This window comes from Streptomyces sp. NPDC002623, from assembly GCF_053592635.1.
The window spans coordinates 58,964-82,836 of sequence record NZ_JBSFWB010000015.1 but is presented as its reverse complement, the minus strand read 5'-3'; the positions used below and the strand labels follow the sequence as shown (position 1 = coordinate 82,836).

At 69.2% G+C, this 23,873-nt stretch carries 21 protein-coding genes and 1 pseudogene; 9 read left to right on the top strand and 13 right to left on the bottom strand.

The features are described 5' to 3' along the window. Window positions 1-408 precede the first annotated feature (408 nt). Complete coding sequence (locus tag ACWD4O_RS26315; RefSeq protein WP_451283395.1) at window positions 409-1,125, top strand: type II toxin-antitoxin system Phd/YefM family antitoxin; 717 nt, start codon at window positions 409-411, stop codon at window positions 1,123-1,125. A 369-nt stretch (window positions 1,126-1,494) separates the two neighbouring features. Here ACWD4O_RS26315 and ACWD4O_RS26310 read toward each other — a convergent pair whose 3' ends face one another. Continuing rightward, window positions 1,495-2,139 carry a DUF6000 family protein gene (locus ACWD4O_RS26310; protein WP_451283393.1) on the bottom strand — a complete coding sequence of 215 codons (645 nt, stop codon included), beginning with the start codon at window positions 2,137-2,139 and terminating at the stop codon, window positions 1,495-1,497. A gap of 706 nt (window positions 2,140-2,845) precedes the next feature. Here ACWD4O_RS26310 and ACWD4O_RS26305 point away from each other — a divergent pair. Beyond that, window positions 2,846-3,169, top strand: coding sequence for a CPCC family cysteine-rich protein (locus ACWD4O_RS26305; RefSeq protein WP_451283391.1), 324 nt, complete (start codon window positions 2,846-2,848; stop codon window positions 3,167-3,169). A gap of 517 nt (window positions 3,170-3,686) precedes the next feature. On the opposite strand, the pseudogene ACWD4O_RS26300 reads toward ACWD4O_RS26305, so the two are convergent. Then, window positions 3,687-3,779, bottom strand: a pseudogene (locus tag ACWD4O_RS26300) (ATP-binding protein); the annotation flags it as partial. Window positions 3,780-4,557: 778 nt separating this feature from the next. Here ACWD4O_RS26300 and ACWD4O_RS26295 point away from each other — a divergent pair. Continuing rightward, a complete protein-coding gene (locus tag ACWD4O_RS26295) occupies window positions 4,558-5,301 on the top strand; it encodes a S8 family peptidase (RefSeq protein ID WP_451283389.1) in 744 nt (247 codons plus the stop codon). Between the two features lie 240 nt (window positions 5,302-5,541). Here the strand turns inward: ACWD4O_RS26295 and ACWD4O_RS26290 are convergent, their stop codons facing one another. The 3 genes from ACWD4O_RS26290 to ACWD4O_RS26280 all read right to left on the bottom strand — a co-directional run bounded on the left by ACWD4O_RS26290 (window position 5,542) and on the right by ACWD4O_RS26280 (window position 6,986). Beyond that, window positions 5,542-5,985 (bottom strand): PIN domain-containing protein, encoded by a 444-nt coding sequence (locus tag ACWD4O_RS26290; RefSeq protein WP_451283387.1) that lies wholly within the window; start codon window positions 5,983-5,985, stop codon window positions 5,542-5,544. Next, entirely contained in the window at window positions 5,982-6,242 is a 261-nt protein-coding gene (locus ACWD4O_RS26285; RefSeq protein ID WP_451283386.1) for a ribbon-helix-helix domain-containing protein, read from the bottom strand. The genes ACWD4O_RS26290 and ACWD4O_RS26285 overlap by 4 nt, the downstream gene beginning before the upstream one ends. Before the next feature lie 108 nt (window positions 6,243-6,350). Beyond that, window positions 6,351-6,986, bottom strand: a complete 636-nt coding sequence (locus ACWD4O_RS26280) for a hypothetical protein (RefSeq protein WP_451283384.1) — start codon at window positions 6,984-6,986, stop codon at window positions 6,351-6,353. A gap of 253 nt (window positions 6,987-7,239) precedes the next feature. On the opposite strand from ACWD4O_RS26280, the gene ACWD4O_RS26275 reads away from it, so the two are divergent. From ACWD4O_RS26275 to ACWD4O_RS26265, 3 genes are all read left to right on the top strand, one after another. Beyond that, a complete protein-coding gene (locus tag ACWD4O_RS26275) occupies window positions 7,240-8,409 on the top strand; it encodes a sensor histidine kinase (protein WP_451283382.1) in 1,170 nt (389 codons plus the stop codon). After that, on the top strand, window positions 8,406-9,074 hold the full coding sequence (locus ACWD4O_RS26270) for a response regulator (RefSeq protein WP_451283380.1): 669 nt from the start codon (window positions 8,406-8,408) through the stop codon (window positions 9,072-9,074). The genes ACWD4O_RS26275 and ACWD4O_RS26270 overlap by 4 nt, the downstream gene beginning before the upstream one ends. Window positions 9,075-9,327: 253 nt before the next feature. Continuing rightward, entirely contained in the window at window positions 9,328-10,953 is a 1,626-nt protein-coding gene (locus tag ACWD4O_RS26265; RefSeq protein ID WP_451283378.1) for a GMC oxidoreductase, read from the top strand. 111 nt (window positions 10,954-11,064) lie between these two features. On the opposite strand, the gene ACWD4O_RS26260 is transcribed toward ACWD4O_RS26265, so the two are convergent. From ACWD4O_RS26260 to ACWD4O_RS26225, 8 genes are all read right to left on the bottom strand, one after another. After that, window positions 11,065-11,553: a carboxymuconolactone decarboxylase family protein gene (locus ACWD4O_RS26260; RefSeq protein WP_451283376.1), complete on the bottom strand. Its 489-nt coding sequence runs from the start codon at window positions 11,551-11,553 to the stop codon at window positions 11,065-11,067. Between the two features lie 2 nt (window positions 11,554-11,555). Further along, window positions 11,556-12,632 (bottom strand): NAD(P)H-dependent amine dehydrogenase family protein, encoded by a 1,077-nt coding sequence (locus ACWD4O_RS26255; protein ID WP_451283374.1) that lies wholly within the window; start codon window positions 12,630-12,632, stop codon window positions 11,556-11,558. A gap of 115 nt (window positions 12,633-12,747) precedes the next feature. Further along, window positions 12,748-13,422, bottom strand: coding sequence for a response regulator (locus ACWD4O_RS26250; protein WP_451283372.1), 675 nt, complete (start codon window positions 13,420-13,422; stop codon window positions 12,748-12,750). Window positions 13,423-13,462: 40 nt separating this feature from the next. Beyond that, on the bottom strand, window positions 13,463-14,215 hold the full coding sequence (locus tag ACWD4O_RS26245; protein ID WP_451283370.1) for an ABC transporter permease: 753 nt from the start codon (window positions 14,213-14,215) through the stop codon (window positions 13,463-13,465). Beyond that, window positions 14,208-15,122, bottom strand: coding sequence for an ABC transporter ATP-binding protein (locus tag ACWD4O_RS26240; RefSeq protein ID WP_451283368.1), 915 nt, complete (start codon window positions 15,120-15,122; stop codon window positions 14,208-14,210). The genes ACWD4O_RS26245 and ACWD4O_RS26240 overlap by 8 nt, the downstream gene beginning before the upstream one ends. 174 nt (window positions 15,123-15,296) lie before the next feature. Continuing rightward, window positions 15,297-16,457, bottom strand: coding sequence for a sensor histidine kinase (locus tag ACWD4O_RS26235; protein WP_451283366.1), 1,161 nt, complete (start codon window positions 16,455-16,457; stop codon window positions 15,297-15,299). A 58-nt stretch (window positions 16,458-16,515) separates the two neighbouring features. Continuing rightward, window positions 16,516-17,166, bottom strand: a complete 651-nt coding sequence (locus ACWD4O_RS26230; protein ID WP_451283364.1) for a response regulator — start codon at window positions 17,164-17,166, stop codon at window positions 16,516-16,518. Next, window positions 17,166-19,583, bottom strand: coding sequence for a histidine kinase (locus ACWD4O_RS26225; RefSeq protein ID WP_451283362.1), 2,418 nt, complete (start codon window positions 19,581-19,583; stop codon window positions 17,166-17,168). Before ACWD4O_RS26225 ends, ACWD4O_RS26230 begins: the two co-directional genes overlap by 1 nt. 147 nt (window positions 19,584-19,730) lie before the next feature. Here ACWD4O_RS26225 and ACWD4O_RS26220 point away from each other — a divergent pair, with 147 nt between their 5' ends. The 3 genes from ACWD4O_RS26220 (at window position 19,731) to ACWD4O_RS26210 (ending at window position 23,824) form a co-directional block, all read left to right on the top strand. Beyond that, a complete protein-coding gene (locus ACWD4O_RS26220; RefSeq protein ID WP_451283360.1) occupies window positions 19,731-20,873 on the top strand; it encodes a CPBP family glutamic-type intramembrane protease in 1,143 nt (380 codons plus the stop codon). Window positions 20,874-20,968: 95 nt separating this feature from the next. Further along, complete coding sequence (locus ACWD4O_RS26215) at window positions 20,969-22,102, top strand: LacI family DNA-binding transcriptional regulator (protein ID WP_451283358.1); 1,134 nt, start codon at window positions 20,969-20,971, stop codon at window positions 22,100-22,102. Window positions 22,103-22,222: 120 nt separating this feature from the next. Then, window positions 22,223-23,824 carry an FAD-dependent oxidoreductase gene (locus tag ACWD4O_RS26210; protein WP_451283357.1) on the top strand — a complete coding sequence of 534 codons (1,602 nt, stop codon included), beginning with the start codon at window positions 22,223-22,225 and terminating at the stop codon, window positions 23,822-23,824. Window positions 23,825-23,873 lie beyond the last annotated feature (49 nt).

Genomic DNA, 23,873 nt, shown 5'->3' with positions numbered 1-23,873 from the left:
GGCTCATATGCGGACGGCTCACCCCCTATTCGGCTAGCGCATCAGGTGCTCACTCCCCGTCACTCCGGCTCCCTTTACCGCCCACCACGCCTACAAGCGCGACGTAGCAAACAACCCCTGCCGAGATCGCCTGACCGGCAACCGGGAGGGAGACGCACAGGACCGCCTGAAAGATTGCCAAGGCGACCAGGAAGATGCGGCTCGCATAACGCTTCCGCCATGCTGTGGAGTTGTTTTCTGATTCGGCCACTACCCCGCCTCTCTGAGAAATTCAAGTCCGCTTTGAACTCCGAAACCCAGGGTGCCGGACAGCGCGAGAGGAGGGCAAAAACACGCGTGTACACGTGTGTACACAGATCACGTTCGACTAGTAGACCGAAGCGTGATAAGGACACTAGGCTTCTACCCGTGGCCGACTCATTCAGGAAATCTGAGCTTGTGTTTGGGGTTCGTGAGGCACGGAAGAACTTCGCCCACATGATCGACCAGATTGAAGACGGGACACCTGTCGTGTACCTGACCCGAGGTGGCCGTCGAGTCGCCGCGCTGGTCGAACCTTCGTTCGCCGGGTCGTCTACCCTCCCAGGCGAAATTGCCCAGATCCCTCGCAGTACCAGGAATTCTGCCCAATTGATTGAAACTATGCTGACCGATGTCCGCGACCTGATGCCCGACGTATTCGAGCAGTTAGGGGAGCGCAGAGGTGAACTAGTTGGTGAACTGGCGCTTCTCATGGAGTGCCTATACTTCCCGCTAAGCGGAAACAGGGAAGACGGAAGCGTCATGATCCTAGGAGATGATGGGAAAGACTCAGGAAGAAGCATTTCATTGCCGGAACTGATCATGCCGAGAGTGTTCCACTCAAGGGGTAACGGTTCTCTGTTCACCGGGGAAGGGATGTCTATCGTCGCCGGTGCACTTTGGGCACTACAGATGGGAATAGACCTGCATGAATGGAGAAATTCCCTCAGGCTCCCGATTAGCGGTGACGAGCTGATGAGTTGGATCTTCGCCACGTATCATCTGGCAGCATTTTTGAACGTCAACTTCGGAGAAGGATTTGCCGAGGATCTGATGTACCAGTCAGACGATGTCGCGCGCACTTTTCGATCTGACAATTCATAAGCGTCTATAGCTGCCAAGGTCTCACCGCCGCGCTTCCGCCGGCGCGGCTTGCTCTGGTCGACGGCATGGCAGCGTGGCTAAGGCCGGTGGGGGTGCCACGAGGCGTACGCGTGCGTGATCGGCCGGCGCACCCGCCGTCGTGGCTGGCTGTCGTCGGCAGAGGTTCAGACGGGGAGCGCATTCGAAGGTGCCAGCCGTCAGCAACGTGCGGTAAAGCTGGGCCGTCTCCGGGCCGTCCGAGGCTGCTCGACAGTGGCCAATCACGACCAGCAACGACCACCAGGCGCACGAGCCCACCGCCCCCGACCAGCAAAAACCCAGCTCACCAAGATCCCCGGCAAGACCCAGGGCAAGAAGAAGCCGATGCCCTCAACCGTCAGTAGCGGTCGCACTGAGACTACGTGTCGAACAGTGTTGGGCAGCTTCATCAGCGAAAGTGCAGAGCTGACCGATGAACTCTCGGTAGCTGTCGGGGGTATCGCGGTCCTTGCTGGGTGGCCCTTCGATCCACTGCTGCCAGAGCCCGTTCGAGGCAAGGAACCGGGCCGCGTGGTCAGCACCGAGCTTGGCGTCGAGCAGCAAGAGCGCGCCGAGGGCGGCTTGCTGGTCGTAGTAAAGGTCAGGGCGAGGCAAGTAGCAGTCGAGGTAGGCGACCAAGGGGTCGATGTCGGCAGAGGTGCCGAAGGTGGCCAGCGCGACGCAGTATGCCTGCCCAGCGTAGGGCCCTTGACTGGCGAGCAGGAGTTCGACGAGACGTTCCCGGAACTCGGTCCTGCCAGCAACGGCGATGAGCCAGGCCGCTGTCTTGCGCTCGCGCCATCCTCCGTCGAGCAGCACGCCCAGTTCACGGGGGCTGATCTCACCGGCAGCCTTGCCCAGCTTCTTCATGAACTTGGCTCGGTCGCGCCCACTCATACTTAGAAGGACGCCACCCACTTTGAGGTATCGCCGGTCGGGCGTGACGTAGCGGCGGATCAACCTGAGCCGCTCGTCCTCTTCGTCGGTATGGCGCATGGCTGCATCCTCGTACGGACGAAGCTGTCAGACCAGCAATCTGGCCGGCCGGACGCCTCAGTCGTGCATGTCCCTCCGTCTCAGTTTCCGTCTCATTCAGCCCCGTTCACGACCGTTCAGCCGAGACCCCAAGCCCGTCACCCCGCTAGCTGCCAACCGCCCATGAACGCAGGTGAACGCCCCCATACGCCGCCCAGCGCCCCACCACCACAGTTGGAACGCGTGCGTCCGCCCCCGCGAGAGGGGGTGCGCGGCCGGCGCTGGCAGGTCACCTCGTGGCCATCGACGAAGCCCGGCCGTCGGTTAGGTCCCGGACGAGTCTCCGAGCCGCCCCCAGACAGGCCGGGGATGAAACCATCCCTTCAGAGCTGGAACCCCCGGAAGCCGACCGCGCGCTTGAGACCATAGACGCAAGCACTGACAACGCACCTGTCGGCGACGGACCGGTGAGTAGGTGAGTGTCTAACTGCGTGACAACGCGCGCGAACGCCTACGAACCATCGGTGCAGGTAAAAGCCACACCAGCCCAAGGCCCAGCCCCCGCCCAAGTCGCTTCGGGACGAAGAGGTCGTTGGCTCATCCGTTGCTTCACCAGCCACGAAGCCCTCCCGCGAGGTCGGCAACCAGCTGACGCAGTCCCTGTCGATCAACCCACCACTGAAGAAGTCGAGGGCCGTCGCCAGTACTGGTGGACAAGGATGGAGCCGTGGCATTCATCAATGTTCAGGGCGGAACCGCGGCCGGACCGTATCGGTGTCCCTGCTGCGGCTTCATCACCCTCGCCCAACGCGGAGCGTATGAGATCTGCCGTGTCTGCTTTTGGGAGGACGACGGCCAGGACGAGCACGACGCGGGCGAGGTGCGGAGCGGCCCGAACCGCGCCTTGAGCCTCCGAGAGGCCCGCCGGAACTACCAGGAGATCAGTGCATGCGACGAGCGCTGCACCCGGTTCGTGCGTGCCCCGCTGCCCCACGAGCACCCCGACAGCGGCACGCCGTACGGCACGGGGACCATCCACACGCGCCTCTGAGACCCGACCGCGCACCGTTCGTCTCTGCACCACAAGCGCACCAGATCGAGCGGGGAACAGCGGGGAATCACGGGGAACGAGGACCGGCCTGAAGAGGCCGTCACACGGCCGTTCGCACAGGTCAGAGCCCAAACCGTGCGCAAATGACCGCAGCTTCCCAAGCGGAGAGCGCGAGTTCGATTCTCGTCACCCGCTCCATGATGAAGGCCCAGGTCAATGACCCGGGCCTTTTTGGTGTGCTTGACGATCACTCACCGCGTGCCAGATGCGTGCCAGAACGTTGATCGTCGGGGGCGCGTGTCTCCTGTTCGTCGGAGTGCCGGTAGATCAGCACGGCAGGTCCGTTCTCGGCGCACCGAGCGAGGTGGCGTTTCACCTCCTTCTCCAGGAAGGCTGGAAGGACAACGAGACGAGCCCCCGCGTCGGACTTGGTGGCCCCGGGAGCACACTTCCCGTTGGTCGGACTCGGCAAGGCGGACGCGGATCACGAGGCTGTTCGGGTCGACGCATCGGCCCTTCAGGCCGGCCACGCATCGGCCATCACGAAGGAAACGACCGTCCCGCCGAAGCGACTCGGCCCGGAATGCCAGGAGTCGGCAATGGAGTCGACAGGTCACCGTCTCCGACTCTTGACCGGCCTAAGATCGTCACGCATCAAGCGCTGAAGATTCTTGAGCTCACGAAAGAATGTGACTGCGGCATCTCGATACTCCGAAGAACCAACTATGACTTGCTCAGAAGTCAGGAGCTCTCGTATAGCACGTAGAGCTATGTAAACCTTCTCAGCTTCATCGAATATGTGATCCGGAGCAATGATTCCTAACTCACGCAGAGTTGACTTTGCGTCAGCCCCGTTGGAGTCGTCACTGAAGGACCGATAGATCGTGAGTCGCCTACCCGAAAGGGAAGGGTCGTCCTGCGCAGCTGTGACCATCCGGCTGTGAGTCTGGGTAAGCGAAACAACAAAGCGGGCATAAGATGCCTGTTTCGCCTCAACCCATCGATGGTTTTCCTCTCGCCGCGAGCGGTGCGCGGCTCGCTCCGCTCCCCGCGCGCGGTAGGAGAGGTGCCTCGTGGCTGGGGCGGTCGGGCTGTTGCTGTTGTCCCTTGAGAGCGAGCTCCGCAACGGGCACTCAGCGTGGCTGAGGCCGGTGGGAGTCCAGCGAGGCACATGCGCGCCTGATCAGTCGTCACACTCGCCAGCATGGCTGACTGTCGTCGGCTAAGGCACAGGCAAGGAGCGGACGCCCACGAGGCATCCTCAAACCGGCCCGCTAGCTCATCACCCGCCGACATCACTCGAATGGCCTGGCCGGATGGCCGCTAGAAGATTCGCTGTTTACCTTCAAAAGGACAGAAGAGTCAAAATAACCGCGAGAGTCAGTAATATGACCCTACACCTTTCGGGCAACTACGGCGAGAGCACTTGGAACCTTCTCGCGCATCGTTCATGGATTTGGATTGATGTGGCATTTTTGGCGACCCTCATATTTTTCCATACTTTGGCGCAGTTTTCTGATGATACGCAGGCCAGCGACGACGACAGGCATACGGCGTCCACTCGCCTAGGGAGTGCCAGCACGGCAGGAATCACAGTCGTCGGCATTCTGGCACCACTTACAGTGCTCGCCATTCAACTGAGCGCCGGAAGCCCAAGGCTTAAACTTCCAGATTCGGCGATAATCGATTTCCTGGCTGCAAACATTTGGCTGGCCACATCTCTCACCTTGGGACTTTGGGTACTCTACCTCACAGCTTTCAAGGCGACTTCAGGGAACGTTCTGAATAAACGCTCAGTCACATGCCCATTCGGGTATCAATTGTTTTTCCTTGCCGTAGGAGTCGAGAGATTCCTATGGGGCATCTTAAACGCCAGCATCAACGGCCGTGGCGGCGAGGTCGATATCGCCGCGCCCGGCTGGAACGTACGGTCGGCGGCCCTTGACGGCGGATACCGGGTCATGAACGGCACCAGCATGGCCACGGCGCACGTCGCGGGTGTCCTCGCACTGCTCGCCCAAGCGAACCCCAATGCTTCCGCGGCCGATCTCATCGCCAGATTGAAGTCCGGTGCGTTTCCGCTGATACAGCCCGTTGGAGACGTCGGCGCAGGCCTGCTCCAGGCGCCGTGAGCGAGTCGTCCCAGTCCGCGCCGGTCGAGGTCGGAGCCGCCTTCGAAACCGACGAGCGTGAGGAGTTGTGAGACAACATCGACCGGTCGCCTCACCGAGCACGGCATCGATGCCGCCGCCTTGACCGCGCCACGGACTGGGCCCCTTCTGATGGTGACCGGTGCCCTCCTGATTGCGGTAGCCGCGGTGGGTCAACGCCTTTCGGTCAAAGGGCACTTCGCGAGGCCGGGAACGCTTCGTTCAAAGTGGCAGATCGTCGGGCAGTACCCGGAATGCCTTGTGGCGACCGAGTGGCCGTACGGCTCGGAAGCCACGTCGGTCGAGGGTGAGGATCGCGTCGGTGTCGTAGTCCGCGGCCAGCGCCACGTTCACCGCGTCGGCGAGGTCGAGATCCAGAGCGCCGTGACGGACGCGCACGGACTGGGCGGCGCCCAGGTGGTCCTCCGTGATCTCGGGCAGGACGACCCTGCCCCGGCTCATCCAGCGGCGGAGATCGTCGACCGCGCTGACGGCTGCCTCTCGCCCGAGTTCGCGCGTGGCCACGTGGTCGAGTTCCGCCAGCAGGAGTGGGGACAGGACCAGGAGTCCGGCGGACATGATCGCCTCGTTGGCCGCTCCGTGCTCCGGGTGTGTCGAGTCGAGAGCGGCCAGGAGGGCGGATGTGTCCGCGATGACGATGATCACGCGACCGTTCCAGGGTCCGTCTCACGCCGGACCGCGTCGGCGACCGTGTCACGGACCTCGGCCTTGGACGGCGTACGTCCCGACCCCTCGAAGGTGCGCGAGAACAGCGGTTCGTCCCAGACTCGGTTGGCCATGGCGGCGAGATGGATGCCCTGGCGGATGATCTCGGCCTCGCTTATGCCGCGGCGCTTGGCCGCCTCCTTGATGATCGCCAGGTCCTCGGGGTCGGCATAGACGTTCGTGCGCTTCATGGACATGTACCGATGGTAGGTCATGTACCAATTTGATGTATGCCTGCAGGCGCCTCAGCAGACACCGTTGTGCATCCGGCGAAACGTGTGCTGCCCGCACGAGCGCACGTCGTCTCACGCCCGTACGTGGTTCGGGGCCGTTGCGTGCGTCGTGGTTGGGGCCGTGTGCCACAGTGCCGCGGAGAGCCAGAGCAGGATGGTGCCGACCAGGACGTGCAGCGCACTGGTGAGCAGGGAGTCGGGCAGCGCGGTCAGGAACGCGAAGAGGGGCAGCAGCACGGCGTATCCCCACGACGGGGCCCTCGGGAAGACCCGGGCGCGGATCATGGTCGCCCCGAACAGGGCGCAGCCCACGGCGAAGACGGCCGCGGAACCGATGAGCGCGGGGACGGTGGGGCCGGTCAGGGTCTCGTCGATGATGTCCTCGTCCAAGTAGAAGAGCACCAGGTTCGACGCGAACGCGGCACCGCCGAACAGGCCCAGGCCGATGAGGTTCAGGGTGACGGCGGCCCTTCCCAGGCTCCCGGCAGCCGGGGCCTGGCGCTGGTGCAGTGCGGTGAGCAGCGGCAGGGCGAACGCCGGGGCGAGGGCGAGCGGGACGCTGGTCGCCGAGGTCTCTCCGGTGAACGCCTCGACCAGGCCGGGCACGGCGATCAGCAGGCCGGACAGCGCCCCGCACAGGGCGCCGGCGCGGAACGGCGATCGAGACGTCGATGAGGGGGCGGATGAGATGACGGATGAGGGGGGCATGGGGCTGCTCCAGGTGCTCGGACGGTGGGTGGGTGCTCGGACATCCGGTCCGGGTCGCAAACGTAGGAGGCGGGTGGTCGGCGCCGGGAGGTGACGGACGTCCTGCGTCGGCGGCCGGAAGTCACCGTCGTACGGGCTTCGCAGGGCCTTTCGGCACGTGCCGTCGGGCTCGATCCGGGCGTGATGTGCTCGCCGGTGTCCCGTGGCGGTCGTGGTCGGCCTAGCCTGGCGGCAACGGGTCGAGGGGGTGCGCATGGTGGCGTATGTGCCCGTGCGGTGGGTGTCGCCGCTGCTGTACGGCGTCGTACTGGTGGGTGGGTTGTACTCCGCGGTGGTCGGGGTGGGCGACGGCCCGGGGCCCGCGGCCTGGCGGACGGGCGGCTTCGTCGGCGCGGTCGGTGCGCTGTTCGCGCTGGAGGCGGTCGGGCGGCGCTGGCCCGTTGCCCGGGTGGCGCTGCTGTCGGCCCGCTGTGCCCTGATCGGGGCGGTGGTGCTGCTGGACGCCTCGGGACTGTCCCAAGTGCTGTTCGTGCTGGTGCCGTTCACGGCCTACTTCGCCTTCGGGCGGGCCGCCGCGGTGGCGCTGGGCGCGCTGTGTGTGGGCGGGTTGCTCACCGCGTACCTGCTGACCGCGCCCGGCTGGTACCGCGAACAGGAGCGTGTGGCCGACCTGTTGATGCTCTGCGTCGGGCTGGTGCTGGCGATCTCGATGGCGGCGGTGGCCGTCGGCGAGCAGCGCGCGCGGATCGAACTGGAGGCGTACGCCGCGCGGGTCGCCGAACTGTCCGCCGCCACCGAGCGCAACCGGCTGGCGCGGGACATCCATGACAGTCTCGGTCACCATCTCACCGCGATGTCCGTGCAGTTGGAGATGGCCGCGGACTTCCAGAGCCTGGACCCCGACGCGGCCCGGCGGGCACTGGACGAGGCTCGGCGATCGGTGCGGCTCGCGCTGGGCGACGTACGGCAGTCGGTGCGCGCGCTGCGGGACGAGGCGACGCGCCCCATGCTGGCTGTGGCGCTCGCCGCGCTGGCGGGGGACGGTACGGCGGCACGGCCGCGGGTCACGGTCGAGGTGAGCGGCGACGAGGACGGTTACGGCGTGGCCGAGCTGACCGCGCTGTACCGGGCCGCGCAGGAGGCCGTGACCAACGCGCGTCGCCATGCGGGGGCCTCGGAGGTGGCCGTTGTGGTCCGGTTGGACCGGGGCGCCGCACGGCTGGAGGTGACGGACGACGGTCGCGGCTTCGCACCGGACGCTGCCGTCGCCGGGTTCGGGCTGCTCGGCATGCGGGAGCGGGTACATCTGGTGGCGGGGAGCGTCCACGTCGAGAGCAGCCCGGGCGCCGGCACCCGGGTGACGGTGGCTGTCCCGCGCGGGACGACGGCGAAGTCCTCGGTGGACGGGGAGGCGGTGACATGAACGACGAGGGGCCTGAGCAGCCGGCGCCCGTGCGGGTGCTGGTGGTGGACGATCAGCGGCTCATCCGGGACGGCATCGCCTCCCTGCTGTCCATCCGGCCGGGCATCGAGGTCGTCGGCACCGCCGTGGACGGCCGGGACGCCGTGGCGAAGACTCTGGAAAGGGAGCCGGACGTCGTGCTCATGGATGTCCGGATGCCGGCGATGGACGGTGTCGAGGCGGTCGCCGTCCTGCGCGACCGGGCGCCCGGGTGCCGCGTGGTGATGCTGACGACGTTCGACGACGAGGAGTACGTGGTGCAGGCGCTGCGGGCCGGCGCGCACGGCTATCTCCTCAAGGATCTGCCGGCCGAGGAACTCGCCCACGCGGTCCGCCTGGCGCACGCGGGCGTCACCCAGCTCGACTCGTCCGTCGCCCGCCGTCTGACCGCCCTCCTGCCTCGTCCCGAACCAGCCGCCGCCGAGGCTCCCGCCGTCTCCCTCAGCCCGCGCGAGACGGACATCCTGCGCCTCGTGGCGCACGGGCACACCAACAGGGAGATCGCCGCGCGGCTGTACCTCAGCGAGGGCACGGTCAAGAACCACGTCTCCCGCATCCTCAGACGCCTCGCCCTGCGCGACCGCACCCAGGCAGCGCTGCGTGCCCGGGACCTCGGCCTGCTGTGAACCTCCGCCGTCACCGACCGGACGGTCCACTGGTACAGCCGTGCAGAACGGGCAACGAATTCGGCATGGAGATCCTGGCCGAGTAAGCGGACCTGAATTGATACCAGAGGGAAGGATGCGTGGGATGCGTCAGCGGTTGATTCCTGATGCGAAATCCCGCGAGCAATACTCAAGTTACCCGCAGGTTTCTCGTGACTTGTTTCATACTTCTCAGTAGAACTCGTTTCCCTTATGCAAGAGGAAGGAGATCTACGTGGGCACAAGACCTGTCGGCATACTGCAAGGAAGAGGTCTGTCCCGGCGCGGCTTCATTGGAGGAACTGGTTCTATTCTTGGCGCCGCAGCCCTGAGCACATTCGGCATCCCGACCGCCGAGGCCGACCCGATCGAACCCGGCGCGCAGGTCGCCGCACTCGTGATCGGAACCGGATACGGAGGTTCCGTCACCGCACTGCGACTCGCACAGGCCGGCGTGGACGTCCATATGGTGGAAATGGGCATGGCCTGGGACACCCCGGGAACGGACGGCAAGATCTTCGCCAACACCGCCAGCCCCGACTATCGGTCCTTCTGGCTTCGCACCCGGACCAGGCAGCCCCTGAGCAACTTCCTCGGCTTCCCGCTCGACAAGGACGTGCCCAAGTACACCGGCATTCTCGACGCCGAGGAAATGGGCGGCATCATCGTGTACCAGGGGCGGGGCGTCGGGGGCGGCTCCCTCGTCAACGGCGGTATGGCCGTGACGCCCGACCGGTCCCGGTTCCCCGGGGTGCTCCCCTCGGTCGACGCCGACGAGATGTACGACGTGTACTACCCGCGCGCCAACAGCACGCTCGGCGTCGGCACGATCGACCCTGCCTGGTTCGAGACGACGGACTGCTACCAGTACGCGCGCGTGGGCCGTAAGCACGCGCAACGGTCCGGCTTCGCCTTCAGATTCGTCCCCAGCGTCTACGACTGGGACTACATGAAGCAGGAGGCCGCGGGGACGGTGCCCAAGTCGGCCCTGACCGCCGAGATCCTGTACGGCAACAACTACGGCAAGAAGTCCCTCCCGAAGACCTATCTCGCGCAGGCCCGCGCCACCGGCCGGGTCAGCGTCTCACCGCTGCACAGGGTCACCACGGTGACGCCGGCCGCCGGCGGCTACTCCGTGACCATGGAGCAGCTCGACACGACCGGCGCCGTCACCGCCACCAAGACCGTCCTCGCCGCGCGGGTGTTCTTCGCGGCCGGAAGCGTCGGCACCAGCAAGCTGCTGGTCCGGCTGAAGGCGACGGGCGCGCTGTCCGGCCTCAACGGCGAGATCGGCAACAGCTGGGGCGACAACGGCAACGTCATGTGCGGCCGGGCCAACCATCTGTGGGACCCGACCGGAGCGCTCCAGTCGTCGATGCCGACCGCGGGCATCGACAACTGGGCCGCGGGCGGTGCGTTCGCCGAGGTGGCGCCGTTGCCGACCGGTATCGAGACCTGGGCGTCGTTCTATCTGTCGATCACCAACAACCCCAACCGCGCCCGGTTCACGTACAACACGTCGACGGGACAGGTGGAACTGAACTGGCAGACCGCGTGGAAGCAGCCGTCCATCGACATGGCGAAGACGATCTTCGACAAGATCAACGCCACCGAGGGCACCATCTACCGCACGGACCTCTTCGGAGCCAACAAGATCTGGGGCGACCATCTCACGTACCACCCGCTGGGTGGCGTGGTCCTGAACAAGGCCACTGACAACTACGGCCGACTGCGCGGCCATTCGGGTCTCTATGTGATGGACGGTGCGCTGATCCCCGGCAACGTCACCGTCAACCCCTTCGTGACCATCACCGCGCTCGCCGAGCGCAACATCGAGAAGATCATCGCCGAGGACTTCTGACCCCGTTCCCGCCTCCCGTCCGGGCGCCGTACGAGCACCTGTGGGCCGTGGCCGATGCGCCGCGGCCCGCAACTCGAGACTCGCAACCCTCACCTCGCAGCCCCGGACGCCTCATCGGCCCTGTGCCGAAGGCAGCACACAGACCGTGTCGAGACCCAGCACGTGATTGAGCCGGCCGAACGCCAGCCAGGAGCCGATGCTCATGGTCAGCTCCACGATCTCCGCCTGGCTGTAGTGCGCCTTCATTCGGTCCCAGAACTCGTCGTCCAGGTGGTGATGGTCGACCGCGTAACGCTCCGCGTACTCGGCGGCGAGTCGGGTCCGTTCGTCGAAGACGTCCGTGGTCCGCCACTGCGTGACCGCGTCGGGGAACCCCTCCTCGACCTTCTCCCCGTCGCGTTCGGTGCGCCAGTCCAGGCAGAACAGGCAGCCGTTGATCTGCGCGATGCGCAGGCGGGCGGCCTCGAACTCGCGCAGGCCCAGGGTCGAGTACTCGTAGACGGACATGGAGAAGACGCTGGCCGCATGTCCGATCCTGGGCACCATGTCGCCCCAGACGTACGGGATGGGCTCGGCGCCCTCGGGGATGTCGATCTGCATGATCACTTCTTTCCCAGTCTGCCCACCGCGGGGCGCAGCGGGACGTCGAGTGCGTCGAAGAGACCCGGTTCGGCCTCGACCAGCCAGTCGATGGCGTTCACCAGACGGCCGGCCGCCGTCGCGTTGCCGCCGGCGGCTCTGTTCTCCCCCTCGTCCGTGGCCTCGACCGTGACCTCGATACGGGGGCGCCCTTCGATGATCACGCGATGCGCGCCCGCCCCACCGTCGGGCGGCGCCGGCCAGTCCGGGGCACAGGTGGCGTGAATGCGGGTGACATGCTCGATGACGATGCGGGGCTCGCCCGCCACCACGCCCTGCACCTCAAGACGCACCGCTCCCTGGGTGCCGGCCGGGAAATCCCCCATCGTGTCCGTGACGACGGACGTTTCGAGGGGTCGGCGCTCCAACGTCTCCTCGATGGAGTCCAGTTCGACGCCCAGGGCCCGTGCCATCATCCGCAGCTGTCCGCCCCAGATCATCGTCGGAATGCCCTCGGCGAGCATCAACGGCTGGTAGTCGAGCGGATGTCCCATGCCGATCAGGTGGCGGACGGATTCCTCCTGGTCGTAGGTCGAGTAGTCGAAGATCTCCTGGCAGCGGACGGCGTCGATGTCGGACCCCAGCCCGCTGACCAGCAGCGGGAGCACGTCGTTGGCCCAACCGGGGTCCACACCCGACACGAACAACGAGCCGCCCCCGGCCTCGACGGACTCGAGCAGCACGTCGCGGATCTCGGCAGGCGCGTTCGTGCAGTCGTACATGCCGTACAGGGACGGTGTGACGACCACCGCGCCGGCCCGGACCGCGCGGCTGATGTCATCGAGGGCACCGTCCATGCGGACGTCACCGGACGCCGCGTACACGACCGCGCGAGGGGCTCCGGAGAGCACGGCGTCCACATCGTCCGTCGCCGTCACCCCGAGGCGCCGGCCGAGTCCGCCGAGCTCGCCCGCGTCCTGACCGACCTTGGCGGGAGTGGACACCAGCACGGCCACCAGACTGAGCATCGGGTGCGCCACGACAGCTCGGACGGCCGCGCGCCCGACGTTGCCTGTGCCCCAGACCACCGTGGGAATCATGGCCGGAGGGTAACGATGCACCCCAGAACTTCCCATAGCCGTGCACGAGGAATCGGGCCGGACACCGGCCACGGACCCGGCAGAGCGGGAGGTCGTCGGGCAGCACCGTAGTGCGTCAGCTCGGCATGCCCCGCTCGGCGTGGCCGGTTTCGTAGGCGATGATCACCAGTTGGGCGCGGTCGCGGGCGTTCAGCTTGGAGAGGAGGCTGCTCACATGGGTCTTCACGGTCGGCAGCCTGATGAGCAGTCGCCGGGAGATCTCGGCGTTCGACAAGCCGTTCGCGATCAGCACGAGCACCTCCTGTTCCCGCTGGGTGAGCCCGACGAGCCGGGAAGCCGAACGGGCCGGTTCGTCGCCGCAGGAGAAGCTCGCGATGAGGCGGCGTGTGACGGTGGGCGCCAGTACACCCTCGCCGGTGGCGACGACGCGGATGCCGGCGACCAGCTCGGACGGGGTGGCGTCCTTCAGCATGAAGCCGCTCGCGCCTGCCTGAAGGGCCGGGTAGACATAGTCGTCCATGTCGAACATCGTGAGGGCCAGGACCCGCACACCGGTCATCGTCTCGTCGGAGCAGATCTCCCGCGTGGCGGCGATGCCGTCCATGACGGGCATGCGCAGATCCATCAGGACGACGTCCGGTCGCAGTTCCCGGGCGAGTTCCACGGCCCTGACGCCGTCGCCCGCCTCGCCTGTCGCCTGCATTCCCGGTGTCGCGTCGATGAGGACACGGAAGCTCCCGCGCAACAGCGCCTGATCGTCGGCGATCAGCACCCGGACCGGCTCGGCCACTCCGCAATCCTCCATGCGCCAAAGGTTCGGGCAGATCCCGTCATGCTTCCCAGCGGTTGTGGCGGAGGTAGCCGAGAAGCAGCGCCGCCGTGGTCCACACGATCAGCACCATAGCTCCGGTGTACCCGTCCGGTGAGCCGACGGTGAGCAGCTGGGTGCCGGCCCGGTCGGGGAAGTACCGTGCCACCTCCTTCGTCGCTCCGATGACGGACAGGATCTGCGACCCGGCGAGCACCATCGGGAGCAGGACGGCCAGCGGGACGACGGCGCTGCGGGCGGTCGCGGCCACACCTGCCGCGAACAGGGTCATCAGCGTCAGATGGACCACCGCGCCGGCCAGGGCGCGGGGGACGCCGTGCGCGTCGATCGGGGCGCCGTGGGGTCCGAGGGCGATCTGGGTGACCAGGTAGCCGACGACGGTGACGGGGACGGCGACGGCCGCGGCGGCGACACCCGTGACGGTCATCTTCGCCGCGTAGAGGCGGCCTCGTCGGGGCACGGCGAGCAGTGAGAGCCGCATCATGCCCGACGCGTACTCGCTGGAGACGATGAGCACTCCGAACACGATCAGCGCGAGTTGGCCGTAGAGGACGCCGTCCAGGCCGGCCTGTTCGGGGGTGAAGTCGGAGCGGAGCCCGGAGCTGTCGGACTCGATCGCGCCCTTCGCGGACCAGCCGCCCAGAGCGGCGACGAGGACGCTGACGGGGGCGAACAGCAGCAGTGCGACGAACGTGCCGCGGATGCCGCGCAGCTTGGTGAACTCGGCCCGGACGGCCGCGACCGTCTCAGCCATGGGTGTTGCTTCCTCCGTTGCCGGTGAGTTTGAGGAAGGTGTCCTCGAGGGATGCCGTGCGGGTGCTCAGCTCTTCGAGCGGGAGCCCGCTCGCCGCGGCCAGCCGGCTGATCTCCGCCGCCGGCATGCCGTCGATCTCCAGGCTGCCGTCCGGTGCGAGCCTCGGTGAGGCTCCCTTCCGTTCCAGTTCGGCGTTGAGCCGCAGGGGTTCCGGTGTCCGCACCCGTACATAGGTCCGTCCGTGGCGTCGGATGAAGTCCTCCATGCCGGTCTCCGCGAGGAGTCGTCCTCGGTCGATGACGATCAGGTGGTCCGCGACCATGGACATCTCGGCCATCAGGTGGCTGGAGACGAGGACGGTCCGGCCTTCGGCGGCCATCGAGCGCAGCAGTTCGCGCAGCCACCGGATTCCTTCCGCGTCGAGGCCGTTGACGGGTTCGTCGAGCACCAGGACCGGTGGGTCGCCGAGCAGGGCCGCGGCCAGGCCGAGCCGCCGGCCCATGCCGAGGGAGAACGTTCCGATGCGCCGCTCGGCCGCCCCCGTGAGGCCGACGGTCTCCAGGACCTCGCCGACGCGTCGCCGGGCGATCCGGTTGCTCTGCGCCAGCCACAGCAGATGGTCGGCGGCGGTCATGCCGCGATGCGGGACGGACGTCTCCAGCAGGGCGCCGACATGCCGGGCGGGGTACCTCAGTTCGTGATAGGCGCGGCCGCCGATCATCGCGGATCCGGTGTCCGGGCGGGTGAGGCCGAGGAGCATCCGCATCGTCGTGGACTTCCCGGCTCCGTTGGGGCCCAAGAATCCGGTGACGGCCCCTGACCGCACCGTGAAGGTGAAGCCGTCGACGACCGTGTTCTGCCCGTACCGCTTGGTCAAGTTCTGCACGTCGATCACATGCTCGATCACATGGTGGAGTCTCGTCGAGCGCACCCTTCGGCCGCATCGGTCCGGGGTCCGGGACCACCGGACGGCCTTCGCGGGCCGAAGTCATACCTGCGAATGAGTCCGGCGCAGTGCAGCCCAATACGGCCCAGTACAGCCCAGTACGGCTCAGTACGGCTCAGTACGGCTCAGTACGGCTCAGTACGGCAGCGTCGCCCTGATCCGGAAGCCCGCGTCCGGTTCCGGTTGCGGTCCGGCGCTGAAGGTGCCTCCGTGCGCGGCGATCCGCTCCTTCATTCCGACGAGGCCCATTCCGCCGCCGGGCACGGCCGGCCGGGTCCCGGGCCCCGGCCCCTCGTCGGCCACGTCGATCGTCAACGTGCCCTGCTCCGCGGTGAGATGGACCCTGCAGCGGGTGGGTGCGGCGTGCTTGACGACGTTCGTCAGCGCCTCCTGGACGATCCGGTACGCGGAGAGCGCGACGCCGTCGGGAGGTTCCTCCGCGCACTGCGACCGCAGGTCCACGGAGACTCCGGCCGCTTCGGCGGTCCGGACCAGGGCGGGCAGGTCCGACAGCCCGAGAACCGGCCGGAGGTCCTGGTCGCCGCCCTGCTGATCCCGGTGATCCCGGCGCAGCACGTTCAGCGTGGCCCGCATGTCGCGCAGCGCCTTGCGGCTGACGTCCTCTATCACCGTCAAGGCTTCCCGTGCCTCCTCCGGGTGCGTGGCGAACACATGGTTGGCGACACCCGCCTTGACCGCGATCAGGCCCACGCTGTGCGTGACGACGTCATGGACGTCACGGGCGACACGGAGGCGTTCCTCGGCCCTCGCCTGCTCGGCGGCCTGCTCGGCGGCCTGCTCGACGGCGCGCCGCATGCTCTCCCGCCGCTCTGCGACCGTCGTCCCCCACGCCCAGGCGGCACCGAGGACGAGCAGACCGAACACGACCTGCGCGGCCGTGGTCCCGCCTTGCCGGTCCTGCCCTCCCGTCGCCGTGAGCAGGACCGCTCCCGCCGTGCACAGTCCGGCGACGAACGCCGGGGACGGCCCTCGTCGCCGACTCCTCGTCGCGGCCACCGCGTACAGGGCGTACGCCGCGGCGAGAAACGGAATCGGCCCGGCACCCACGGCCAGCGCCACGCAGGCGACGAGCAGAACCGAACCGAAGACCGGCACGGGCCACAGCCTCCGGGCCGCCAACGGCAGCGCGCTGCTCAGCGACAGCAGCCACACGGCGGTGACGCCCGCCTCGCCGCCGACGGCCGGCCGCAGCAGGGACACCTGCGGGAGCAGAGCGAACCCGACTACGGCCGACACATCGAGCATGACCGCGCGCCGACGAGGGACATCACCCATGCCCTGAAGGTAATCGTTCCTCAGGGGCGGTTGTGCGCTGCCACCGACCGGACCGCTCTCAGACCGTTCCGCGTGGTCTGACCAGGCCGCTCTCGTAGGCCAGGATCGTGGCCTGCACCCGGTCCCGTAGGCCCAGCTTGGACAGCAGGGCGTTCACATGGGTCTTCACGGTGCCGGTGGTCACTCCGAGGGCGGAGCCGATCTCGGCGTTCGCCAGGCCCGACGCGATATGCAGCAGGACCTCGCGCTCGCGTGGTGTGAGGGCGGAGAGCGCTCCGGTCACGGACGGCGGCTGCGGTGCGCCCTGGGCGAAGGTGTCGATGAGGCGGCGGGTCACGGTCGGGGCCAGGATGCCCTCGCCGGTGGCGACCACGCGGATCGCGGACAGCAGGTCCTCGGGCTGGGCGTCCTTCAGCAGGAACCCGGAGGCCCCGGCGCGCAACGCCTCGTAGACGTAGGCGTCCAGGTCGAAGGTGGTCAGGACGAGGACCCGCGGCGGGCGCTCCTGCGCGGTGATGAGACGGGTCGCGGTGAGCCCGTCCATGCCGGGCATGCGGATGTCCATCAGGACGAGGTCGGGCGCCTCGGCGGCGGCGAGCTCCACCGCCGACGCCCCGTCACCGGCCTCGGCGACCACCGTCAGGTCGGGTTCGGCGTCCACGATGGCGGCGAATCCGGCGCGGACCACCGCCTGGTCGTCGACGACCATCACGCGTGTGGTGATGGGAACACCTCCTGGACGGGCACCGGCGGACTCGGCCGGATCGACAGCAACACCCGTACCGTACCTGTCCGTTCGAGAGTGATACGTCCGGTGTCCGTCCCCGTCCCCGTCTCTGCCCCTGTCCCCGTCCCTGTATCCGTCCCCACCTGTACCTTCAGGCGTTCGGCCACGGGGCCGGTCACGGCCAGCGGTACGCCCGTCACCGTGACGCGCAGGGTGTCCCGCCGTCGGCGTAGCGTGACCCGCGCCGGGCCCTGGTCGCCCGCGCCGAGCGCCGCCTCGACGATCCGGTACGCCGAGAGGGTCACGGAGGGCGGCAGGTCCCGCGCGGCCTCCGGCAGGCCCCGCAGGGTCACGTTCCGCCCGGTCGTGCGCAGGGACCGGCACAGCGTGTCGAGGTCCGCGGCGGTGGGCGCGGGAGCAAGCCCTGGCCCGGGATCCTCCGAATCCTCCGACGTGCCCAGGCTGTGCAGGAGTTCGCGCATGGCGGCGAGGGCCGACCGGGCCCCGGCGGCCACCTCCTCCAGCCGACCCTGCCGGGCCTGTTCGACCAGTGCCGACGTGGGGTGCAGGACGGCGTCGTGCAACTTCGCCGCCAGTCGGCGTCGTTCGGCGTCCGCGGCCCGTTCCGCGTGCCACAGCGCGCCGGCCAGCGCGAAGTCGTCCCAGGCCAGGATCCGCAGCCGGCGGCGTCGCACGGCGAGCCCTGCGCCCCACAGGCCGGCGAACACGACGGCGAGCGCCATGGCCAACGGCACGGACATCGCCACGGCGGTGGACCATGTCGCGCCCGCGCCCTGCAGCTCGCCGTCCGCGCCCGCCGTCGCGACCAGGGTCCCGGAGAGCGAGACCGCCGCCGCGCACCACGCGGGCCAGGTACGGGCGGCTCCCCGGCCGTAGACCGCCACCGCGTACACCACCGGCAGCTCCACGAGCGCTCCGCCGGCGAAGAACTCGGACACCCGCGACGGCAGGCCCGCCCCGACAACCGCCACCGGCCACAGCCACGACGTGGCCAGCACCCCGAGGAACGCCGGCCACGGAGCGCGCCGCCGCCACAGCAGCGGCACCGCGTGAGCGGTCAGCAGCACGGCCACGACCAGCAGGCCGGGCACCGCGGCGCGCAGGCTCGCGCCGGTCCAGTCCTCCGCGGTGACCAGGGCGAACACCAGGGGAAGGAGCGTCGCCGTGAACACCAGCGCGGGGTCGGCCAGCCGCTGTTCCCGCAGCACGTCACGCCGGCCCGCGCCCGCGCCCTCGGGCGGACCCCACGGTCCCGTGACGTCGGGCAGCGTGGCCCGGACCCGCCAGCCACCGCCGGGTGCGGGGCCGGCGGTCAGTTCCCCGCCGACGGCCGCGGCCCGCTCCTTCATCCCCGCGACGCCGCGCCCCGAACCGAGGCCGCCGACTCCGTCGGGCACCGAGCCGCGCGGGGGAGCGTTGTCGACGCTCAGTTCCAGGACGCCCTCCCCGCGTACGACGCTGACGTGCGCGGCGGAACCCGGGGCGTACCGCAGGGCGTTCGTCAGGGCCTCGCGGACGATCCCGTGGACCGCCTCGGCCGCCGGACCGGCCAGGTCGGCGGGGAGCACGGCGTCGATCGGACGCCCCAACCGGCCGAATCCGGCGATGAGTTCCTCGATGCGGGCGGTCATCGGACGGGGATCCGGACGGTCGACGTCGCGCAGCAGACCGACGAGCCGTCGGAGTGCCGTCAGGGTCTCGGTGCCGGTGCGCTCGGCGAACGACAGCGCCTCGGCCGTCAACTCGGGCCTGCTGCCGCCGAGTCGGCGCGCGGCGTCGGCCGTGATGACGACGGACGTCAGGTGATGGGCGCTCACGTCGTGCAGTTCGCGGGCCAGCCGCCGCCGTTCGGTGTCGCCCGCCCGCCGCCGGGTCTCCTCCGCGCCGGCCAGCCGACGGGTCGCGAGGAGCCGCCCCTTGAGCCACTGCCGTCGGGCCTCGCCGAGTCCCGCGCAGACGGCGTACACGAGCGCGCCGAGCGCCCACTCCGAGGCGAGTGCGGGCCGGACCCCGAGGTGGATGAGGGACAGCAGCCACTCGACGCCCACGGCCGCGGCGAGCGCGCGCACGGTCACCGACACCGGACAGCGGACCGCGACCGAGTACAGCGCGATCGGCGCACCCAGCCCGAAATAGCCGTCCTGCCAGGCCAGTTGACCCAGGAGGAGGGTGCCGAGGGACCAGGCCAGGGCTCGGACCGGCGTCTGCCGTCGCCGGCCCAGCGCGGCCGTCTCGGCGACCACCGCGCCCAGGACGGCGACAAGTGCGGCCGACCCGGGCGGCTCCGCGCCGGCCGAGCCGGCTCCGGGCCACAGCCAGGCGATCTGTCCGGCCGCGAGCAGCGCGGGGAGCAGCCAGTTGCGTAGCGTCGTCTCCATGTCGGCACGAGCGTAGGGCGGGGTGCGACGGCACGGCACCGGCCCCGGGTACGAGGTCGGTCTCCAGCCTCCTCTATCTTCCGACAGAGTCGTCGTTCGTGCCCGCGGCCGATGTGGGGACAGGGGCCCGCGGGGAGGCTTGTCCGCATGACGAATCCCCTCCCCGAACTGCTCCCCTACCACCGCATGGCCCGCGCCTCGGTACGCCATCGATGGTGGCGGCCCGTGCTGGGCACCGGGTTCGTGGCCGTGGCGTGCGTGATCGTCGCCGTACTCGTCTACGGCCTCGGCTCCGTCCTGGGGGCGGCCAAGGGGTACCCCGAAGCCCCGGACGGAACCGTCGAGTTCGGTCCCGTGTCGGGCACCGCCCTCGACCTGCTGGCGATCGCGTCCGCCCTGCCCGTCGTCCTGCTCGCGGTGCGCTGGATCGGCCGCCGCCCGGCGGGCACGGTGTCGTCCGTGACGGGCGGGTTGCGGTGGCGCTGGCTGGGGCTGTGCGTGCTGGCGGCGCTCCCGGTCCTCGCCGTGACCACCGGGGTCATGCTTCTTCTGCCCATCGACGACGGCCCGCCGGCGCGGTGGGCGGGCTGGGAGGTCTTCGGTCCGGCCCTCGCGATGCTGGTCGTCCTGGTGCCGCTGCAGGCGGCCGCCGAGGAGTACGTCTTCCGCGGCTGGCTCACGCAGGCGGTCGGCGGCTTCTTTCGCTCTCCCTGGTGGGCGCTCGTGCCCCAGGCCGTCCTGTTCGCCGCCGCCCACGGCTGGGGCACCCCGTGGGGCTTCGCCGACCTGGCCGTGTTCGCGGTGGTCGCGGGCTGGCTCACCGTGCGCACCGGCGGGCTGGAGGCGGCGATCGGACTGCACGCCGTGAACAACCTGCTGGCCTTCGGCGTCTCGGCCGCCGTCGTCGACGGCCTCAAGAGCGACGAGACCGCCGCGGACCTTCCCTGGCAGCTCGTGGTCGTCGACCTGGCCGGCATCGCCCTGTACACGGCGGCCGTCCTCTGGCTCGCGCGTCGCCGCACGCCGACCCGCGCCGTCCCCGCGCCGTCACCGGTCCCGCCGCCGCTGCCCTTCTCCGCGGCGTATCCCCCGGTTCCTGCCGCGTATCCCCAGTACTTCCAGGGTCCTGCCGCGTATCCCCAGGCTCCCGTCGCTCACATGCCTGTCCCCGGCGTCCCCGCCCCCGGTGTCCCCGTCCCCGGCGTCCCCGCCCCCGGTGCGCCTGTCCCCGGTGCGCCGGTCCAGGTGCTTCCGGACCCGGTTCCGCGCGCCGAACGCTCGGGCAGCTGACAGCTTCTGTGCCAGGCCTTGACCCGCTGGGCGGGGAGGTGCAGTCTCCGTTAATGCGTATTATGTAATACGCATTAACGGAGGGGGAGGCCACGGTGGAGCCCAGGAAGCGGCCCGGTCGTACGCCCGCGCCGACCGGACGCACGGCACGGCCCCGGCAGGCCGAGGTGGCCCGGCTCGCGGGTGTGTCCCAGGCGACCGTGTCCCTGGTGCTCTCCCCGAAGGCCGACGGCAAGGGCCCCCTCATCTCCGAGGAGACCCGCCGACGGGTCCTGGAGGCGGCCCGCAGCCTCGGTTACGTGCCCGACCCGGCCGCCCAGCGGCTGGCCGCGGCCCGCAACAACCTCCTCGGCGTCTTCAGCTTCACCGCCACGTTCCCCACCGATGTGCAGCACTCGTACTACCCCTTCCTGGTCGGCGTGGAGTGCGAGGCGGCGGCGCTCGGCTACGACCTGGTGCTGTTCACCGGGTCGAGCACCGGCGGCGCGGGGGCCGCGCGTCCCGACGCGCTGAGCCGGGTCCGGCTCGCCGACGGCTGTCTGTTCATGGGCCGGCACACACCCCGGGCGGAGCTCAAGCGGCTGGTCGACGACGGTTTCCCGGTCGTGCACCTGGGCCGCCGCGAGGAGTTGGAGGGCGTCGCGTGGGTGGGCGCGGACTATGTCGAGGCCACCCGTGACGTCGTGGGCCATCTGGCCGGGTTGGGGCATCGACGGATCGTCCTCGTCCGCGAGGACGACGACGCGCCCGCCTCGGCGGACCGTCAGCGCGGCTTCCTGGAGGGGTTGGAGGCGGCGGGTCTGCCCTCCGGGCCCGCGGCCGTCTTCCGGTCCGCGGATCCGCAGCGGGAACTCACGCCCCAGCGGCTGCGCGCCTGGGCCGACGAAGGGGTGACGGCCTTCGTCGCGGAGGAGACCGACACCGGGGCGGCCTGGCGAAGTCTGCTCTCCGCCGTGCGCGGGGCGGGCCTCGACTGCCCCGCGCACGTGTCCCTCGCCCTGCTCGGCAGCCCGCCCGCCGATCTGGCGAGCGAGCCCGTGCCGACCGGATTCGACATTCCCCGGCCGCAGTTGGGCGCGGCGGCCGTACGACTGCTGGCCTCGCTGGTCGCGGGAGAGGGAGCGGGAGCGGGGGAGGGACAAGGAACGGGAGGGGAGGCGCGGGAGCCGCTCGTCAGCTGTGCCTTCCGTCCGGGCCCGACGACCGGACCGCCGCCTGTCCGTCCCTGAGCACGAGCACGAGCACGGCCCGTACGGACCTTCTCCGGACCTCCTCCCCCTCCTGTCCCTCCCCTCCCCCTTCCCTCCTCCTCTCCCTGTCATGGACCTGATCTAGCAGCAAGGAAGCCCGTGTTGTTCGAAGCAGACATCCTTGTCGTGGGCGGCGGCCTCGGTGGCGTCGCCGCCGCACTCGCCGCCTGCCGGGCCGGACGCAGCGTCGTGCTCACCGAGGAGACGGACTGGATCGGCGGCCAGCTCACCAGCCAGGGCGTGCCGCCCGACGAGCACCCGTGGGTCGAGCGGTTCGGCACGACCGCCTCGTACCGGCGGCTGCGTGAGGAGATCCGGCGGTATTACAGGCACTGGTACCCGCTGCGGGCCGAGGCCCTGGCGCTCACCGACCTCAACCCGGGAGCGGGCCGCGTCAGCAAGCTCTGCCATGAGCCGAGGGTCGCCCTCGCCGTCCTGGAGGGCATGCTCGCGCCCCATCGTGCGGCGGGCCGGCTGACGGTGCTCACCGAGCACCGGCCGGTCTCCGCCGAGTCCGACAGCGATCTCGTCCGGTCGGTGACCCTGCGGGACCTGCGCGACGGGACGCTTCGCACCCTCACGGCCCGTTACGTCCTGGACGCCACCGAGACCGGCGAGCTTCTCCACCTCGCGGGCGTCGAGCACGCGACCGGGGCCGAGGCGCAGGCCGAGTTCGACGAACTGCACGCTCCGCACGAGGCCCAGCCCGACAACCAGCAGGGCATCACGGTCTGCTTCGCGCTCTCCCACCACGAGGGCGAGGACCACACGATCGACCGCCCGGACGACTTCGACTTCTGGCGTGCCTACCGGCCCGCCTTCTGGCCCGGCCCGCTGCTCGGCTTCGAGGCGCCCGACCCGCGCACGCTGGAGCCGGTGGCGCGGACCTTCGTACCGAATCCCGAACTCGACCCGCTCGCCGTCTCCGCCGACCAGAGCGCCGACGCCGGTGACAAGGAGCTGTGGGGCTTCCGCCGTGTGCTCGCACGGAAGATGCACGTGCCGGGCGCCTTCGACTCCGACATCACCCTCGTCAACTGGCCGCTGAACGACTACTGGTTGAAGCCGTACATCGGAGAGCAGGAGGCCGAAGCGCTGCGCGAGGCCCGGCAGTTGTCGCTGTCGCTGCTGTACTGGCTGCAGACCGAGGCCCCGCGCCCGGACGGCGGCACCGGCTTCCCCGGCCTGCGGATCCGCCCGGACGTGACCGGCACGGCGGACGGGCTGGCCAAGGCGGCGTACGTGCGCGAGTCCCGCCGTATCAAGGCCGTCACCACGATCACCGAGCACGACGTGGCGATCGACGTCGTCGGGCCGTACGGCGGCACCCGGTACCGGGACTCCGTCGGCGTCGGCGGGTACCGGATCGACCTGCATCCCTCGACCGGCGGCGACAACTACATCGACGTCGGGTCGGTGCCGTTCGAGATCCCGCTCGGCGCGCTCGTGCCGCGCCGGGTGCGCAATCTGCTGCCCGCCGGCAAGAACATCGGCACCACCCACATCACCAACGGCTGCTACCGGCTGCACCCGGTGGAGTGGAACGTCGGCGAGGTCGCCGGTGCGCTGGCCGCGCACTGTGTGGCCGAGGACGTCGAGCCGCACCAGGTCCAGGCCGAGGACAAACGGTTCGAGGACTTCGCGCGCCTGCTCGACCGCGACGGAGTGCAACGCCACTGGCCGGACGTACGCGGCTACTGAGGACGACCCCTGCGCGGCCGCACGGCCGCTGAACACCCCGCACACGGAC